Consider the following 4,990-nt stretch of genomic DNA (forward strand, 5'->3'; position numbering starts at 1 on the left):
AAATGTCAGCTGACCGGAATTCGTGAGATTCGCCGCCTTTTTGAATCGGATTTCGTGAGACTACGTGCACGGCGCTGAACCGGCCTGGCATTAAGCGATTGATTCAGCATCGTTATTGGCGATGGCCGCGCGTCGCCCGAGTTTGTCACGTGGTCTCACGATTTCCGACTCGGATGCAGGTAGTCTCATGATTTCCGCTCCATTCGGCGGGGGTGGAAGGCGGGTAACTTGAGCATCCGGCGTGCCTCGGGGCCACCTTTCGCACCCTGCCCGCGCTCGACGCCCCCAAAATTGCGCGCTTTCAGCCATAAACGCCGCTGGGCGCGTTTTGGCGCCTTTTTCGCGCCGTGGGCCATCCGAACCCCGAAATGCCGCTGTACGGCTGTTTATGAGGCTCGATAAAACACGTCTGCAACTGGCCGGTTGATCACAGCCGTCGATACTGTACAAACGGCCGTGAAACCTCCCTCGAAAGGCCGCCATGGCAAAGGCCCCCTCCCCTTCTCCCCCGCGACCGCGCCGTCTCATCGGCTACGCGCGGGTCTCGACGGAGGACCAGGTCACCGATGCACAGGCCGACGAGCTCAGGCAAGCCGGTTGCGCCGTCATCCACCACGAACAGGGTTCCGGCGCATCGCGCTCGCGGCCCCTGCTGGCGAAGCTGATGCGCGAGATCCGCGCCGGCGACGTCCTGGTCGTGGTCAGGCTCGACCGCCTCGCCCGATCGGTCAGCCATCTTCTCGAGGTGATCGAGACGCTCGAAAAGCGCGGCGCGCATTTCCGCTCGCTGCGCGATCCGATCGACACCTCGACGCCGCAGGGAATGTTCTCGCTGCAAGTGCTCGGCGCGGTCGCCCAGTTGGAGCGCGCGCTCATCGCCGAGCGCACGAAGGCCGGAATAGCCGCCGCCAAGGCGCGCGGCCGCCTGCCAGGCAATCCGGGTCTGCGCGAGCGCCGGCCGGAAAGCATCCGCGCCGTTGCGGCGGCCCGGGACAGCGTCTATGTCGGCGACCTTATCGCCTCGGCGCAAAGCTGGCTGCCGATCGTGCGGCGGCTGCGGCCCCAGCATAACTGGGACGACGTGGTGCGGGTCCTGAGCCACAAGGGGCAGAGCTGGACGGTGGAACGTCTTCGCCGCTCGGTCTATCGCCTGGTGCGCGAAGGCCTGGCGGAGCCTGAGCTTGTCCAGCGCGCGCCGCGGCGGCAGCCTGAGGACCGATTGATGACACTCGTGGCCGGCATCGCCATCGCCGACCCGGATCTCAGCCTGCGGGCGATCGCCGCGCAGCTCGAGGCGATGCGCGAACGGACCCCACGGGGCGGTTGGCAGTGGGCAGCCTCGTCCGTCAAGCATCTGCTCGATCGCGCCAGGCGTCTCGGCCTGAAGGTGCACGAACCCGCTGACGGCTGAGACGAACCCTTGTCGCCGCCCCCCTGCCCTCCCCTCTCGTCGTGATGTGGCGGTCGCCGCGAGCGACAGCGTTACGGATCCCGGTCGGCCAACGGTCAATCAGCCCCAACACTTTTTTTCGGCCGAACTCATCGGTGGTCTCCAGGATGTGGGCGACTGCGGTGGCCGGATTCTTCAAAAGCCGAGCAAGGCCGATTGCGATGGCGTAACGCTCCGCGAAGGGCGCATCGCGCAAGCCGGGAAGCGCACGCGGCAGAAGCTGGTTGTAGACCGGGACAGCGCTGTTGAATTCGGGCACGAGAATGCCGAGCACCGGCCGGGGACACGGTCGCGAAAGCTCCATCGCATGGGCCTGCTGATCGGAGCGCGCCAACCTGGCCAGTTCCCATGGCGCCGGCGGCGACGGCTTGCGATGCGGCGCGAGCAACAGGGAGATCGCGGCGTCGACGGGCACGACGGCGGTTTCGCCGCCTTTGGCCCAGTTGGACAGGATCGCGGCGCCGCGGCAAGCTGATCCGACATCGCTCAACACGCTAGCGCCCCTTGTATCCGGGCTTTGCAGTGGCTGACGGTGCCGATCGCAATAGAAGCTGAAGGCGAAAGACCACGTTCGCAACCTTGGCGGTCGCTGCATGCCGCGCGAGCAGACCGGGCAGATCTCACGAGCGTCGGGCCGAAGCAGGCTGCGACAGCGCGACGATGCGTTATGGAAGGTCATGGCGAACAGGCGTTCAACCGAGCTGTTCGTTGCAGCGGCGATGCGCTCCATGTCGGTCCGCACCGGATCGATCTCGAGTTGCAGCGCAGGCCGGGACCATCCGACATGGGCCTGTAGCTCGTCCAGGGAAACCAGATAGACGTCGGCGATCCGCTCCAGCCAGGAACTCAGCCGTTCGTCCCGAAAGGGCGGCGGCACGACCGGCAGCGGCGCCCTCCCCTCCCCCGCCATGAGTCAGGCCGCGAAAGTCGTCGGCGCGGTGACGCGGTGATCGAGGATCGCGGCCGACGTGATCCGTTCTGTGCCGTTGAGGATGGCGTCTGTCGCCAGACCCCTGACCATCTTGAAGATCGCGTCGGTGATTCCGCCATTAGCCTCGACGAGACGCTTGAGGGCGCTGTCCGTCAGCTCCGACGGCAAGCGCAACGGCAGCGAGTACAGAAGACCGCCGATCAGCCCGTGGAAGTCGGCATCGGGCCGCCACGGCGCCAAGCCGTAGGGTTCGAAGCGGCTGTTGAGATGGGCATCGCCCCGAATTGCATCGCGTGCCTCGTGCGACCCGAGGCAGATCAACGGAATCCGCAGCTCATTGCCGAGGAAGCGCAGCAGATTGAACATCCTACGCTGCTCGCGATAGGTGCCGGCGATCAGATTCTGGACCTCGTCGATGACAAGCATGCGCGGCGCGATCTCCTGGAGCAGCCGCAGCGCCTGTGTCTCGAGTTGCCCGAGCGTCGCGCGGGTCGGCGGCGGCGCGCCGATCACGGAAAGCAGGCGATGATAGAAACGGCCTTCGTCCGGGGAAGCGACCATCTGCACGACAATGACCGGCCGATGATGGATCCCGCTGCTCTCATCGAAGCTTGGCGGATTGGCGCGCACGAACTTCTCGATGATCATCGTCTTGCCCATGCCGGATGCACCGAAGATCAGCAGATTGGGCATGCGGGCGCGCTTGGGAAACAAAAACAGTTCCTCAAGCTTGGCGAGCGCCTGACGCGCACGCGGATAGTCGATCCACCGGTCCACCTGGATATGCTCGATACGCTCGCGATCGGGCAGATCGGCGTGGCTCTGAACGGCTGGATCGAGGTGCGAATAGGCCGTCATTCCCATACCTCCACCGGGAAATGGGGTAAGGCGATCACCGGTTCGTCCGCCGGAGCGCTTGCCGGAAGCGCCGGCCCTGGCTGCAGATGGGCGCGGCGAGCACGTAGCCTGCGGGTTTGCGTGGTCTCCCGGCTCGCCTGATCGACCAAGGCCCGTTGCGCGGCGATCGTCTGGAAGATCGTCTCCTCATCGATCTCGCGGCGGCCGCGAGCCCGTTGCACGCGCAGCGCCGCCTTCTGCTCCCAGAGCGTGATCGCTGGGCGTCCGGGATTGCGCGTCGGCGCCATCAGATAGTTCCCGCCAAGCTTGACGAAGACCTGATGCAGGTCCCTTGGGTCGTATTTGACGAGAACCTTGTCGTCGCACCTGCCAATCCAGCGCGCAAAGCCATCCGACCAGTAGCAGATATTGTTGAGATGAATGCCGGTCCGCCGCAACACGCGCGGCTCGAACGGCAGGAAATCGATCAGGAAGGCGAGTGGATCGCGCACATGCCGGGGCGGATGCGCGGCTATGGCCTCATTCCAAGCCGCGACCGGAGGCCGACCAATGCCGCGGTGCAGGTCGGAATGGTAGGCGATGATTTCCAGCGTCAGCCAAGTCTCGAGCTCGCGCATGGTCATCACGGCGCGCGCTTCGGAGTCGTAGTCGCCCCGGTCCAGCACGTTGGAAAAGTGCGTGCCGGGCAGCAGATGAACGGCGCCCATCATGGTGCCGATCAGGCGCTCGACATGCCCGCCGAACCGCGGCGTTCCCGGCGGACGATAAGAGACGACGATGTTGTGATCGTCACAGCCGAGCTTGAAGGCGCGAGAGTGGAATTCGGCGCCGTTGTCGACGTGAATGCATTCGGGCAGGCCGCTTGCCGGCCATTCCAGCGATATCCCGCGGTCCGCCAACCAGCGCGTCTTGTCGATGATCGCATGCGTTAGGCAGAGGGCTACCGATGTCACGGACGGCGCCTCCAGGGACAGGTAGAAGCCCAGCACCATCCGGGTGCAGACATCGATGGCGATGGTCAGGATGGGGCGGCCGATCGGCTGCCGTTCGATCGGATCGACAACCGTCACGTCGACCTTCGTATGATCGATCTGAACGACCTGTAGCGGATGCTGCACCGAAAACTCGCCTGGGAGCGCCAGGAACTGCGCGTCGGCCCGCGCCTTGCCCTCGCGACGGCGCGTCAGGGCCTCCGCATCGAAAGTCGCAAGATAGCCCTTCAGGCGTCGGATCGAGGGCGGCGTCAGGCGGTTGTGACGACACGCTGAACAAACGCGCTTCCACAGGCGTGTTAGCGTCGGCCGTTCTGGTGTGGCATAAAAGGTTCGGATCGCTTCATCGATCAGTTCCTTCAGTTCCGGCTCAAAGGCATCAATCCCGCGTCGCTGCCGACCAGGCTTGCGGCCAACCAGAACGGTGACCCGCTGATCTTCCCGGAACGCCTTCAGCCAGCGGAACAGCGTCGAGCGGCTGACGTCCAATTCGGCCGCCGCATCGGCAATCTCACCCGGGCTTGGACGGTTCGGCAAGCGTCGCAGCACCTCGGCACGGGCGAGAGCGCTTTCCCATTCCTGGTCGCCAACCTCGTTGCGGTCGATAGCCATGTTGCGATGATCGCCAACGTGATCTCACTATATCCGAATCGGATTGTAGCGTAGTCTCACGAAAAGTGAATCAGTCTCGCAAATCTGAATCGTCTAAGCTATTGAAAAGGGCCGCATGTGTGCAGCACAAAAAACGGTCAACCCACA

Annotated in this window: 4 protein-coding genes; 1 reads left to right on the forward strand and 3 read right to left on the reverse strand. The window is 64.5% G+C overall.

Annotation, left to right across the window (positions count from 1 at the left end):
- Nucleotides 1-481: 481 nt before the first annotated feature.
- The gene (locus tag AB4136_RS33260; RefSeq protein WP_137902218.1) at nucleotides 482-1,411 is read left to right on the forward strand and encodes a recombinase family protein; all 930 of its coding nucleotides are present in this window, start codon (nucleotides 482-484) and stop codon (nucleotides 1,409-1,411) included.
- On the opposite strand, the gene AB4136_RS33265 is transcribed toward AB4136_RS33260, so the two are convergent.
- Genes AB4136_RS33265 through AB4136_RS33275 form a run of 3 tightly spaced genes read right to left on the reverse strand, consistent with a single transcriptional unit; the run spans nucleotide 1,347 to nucleotide 4,843 of the window.
- A complete protein-coding gene (locus AB4136_RS33265) occupies nucleotides 1,347-2,360 on the reverse strand; it encodes a TniQ family protein (RefSeq protein WP_137902217.1) in 1,014 nt (337 codons plus the stop codon). The genes AB4136_RS33260 and AB4136_RS33265 overlap by 65 nt on opposite strands.
- A 3-nt stretch (nucleotides 2,361-2,363) precedes the next feature.
- The gene (locus AB4136_RS33270; RefSeq protein WP_137902216.1) at nucleotides 2,364-3,239 is read right to left on the reverse strand and encodes a TniB family NTP-binding protein; all 876 of its coding nucleotides are present in this window, start codon (nucleotides 3,237-3,239) and stop codon (nucleotides 2,364-2,366) included.
- Nucleotides 3,236-4,843 (reverse strand): Mu transposase C-terminal domain-containing protein, encoded by a 1,608-nt coding sequence (locus AB4136_RS33275; protein ID WP_137902215.1) that lies wholly within the window; start codon nucleotides 4,841-4,843, stop codon nucleotides 3,236-3,238. Before AB4136_RS33275 ends, AB4136_RS33270 begins: the two co-directional genes overlap by 4 nt.
- Nucleotides 4,844-4,990: the final 147 nt, after the last annotated feature.

The organism is Mesorhizobium sp. 2RAF21 (assembly GCF_052115345.1).
Classification (GTDB): domain Bacteria; phylum Pseudomonadota; class Alphaproteobacteria; order Rhizobiales; family Rhizobiaceae; genus Mesorhizobium; species Mesorhizobium terrae.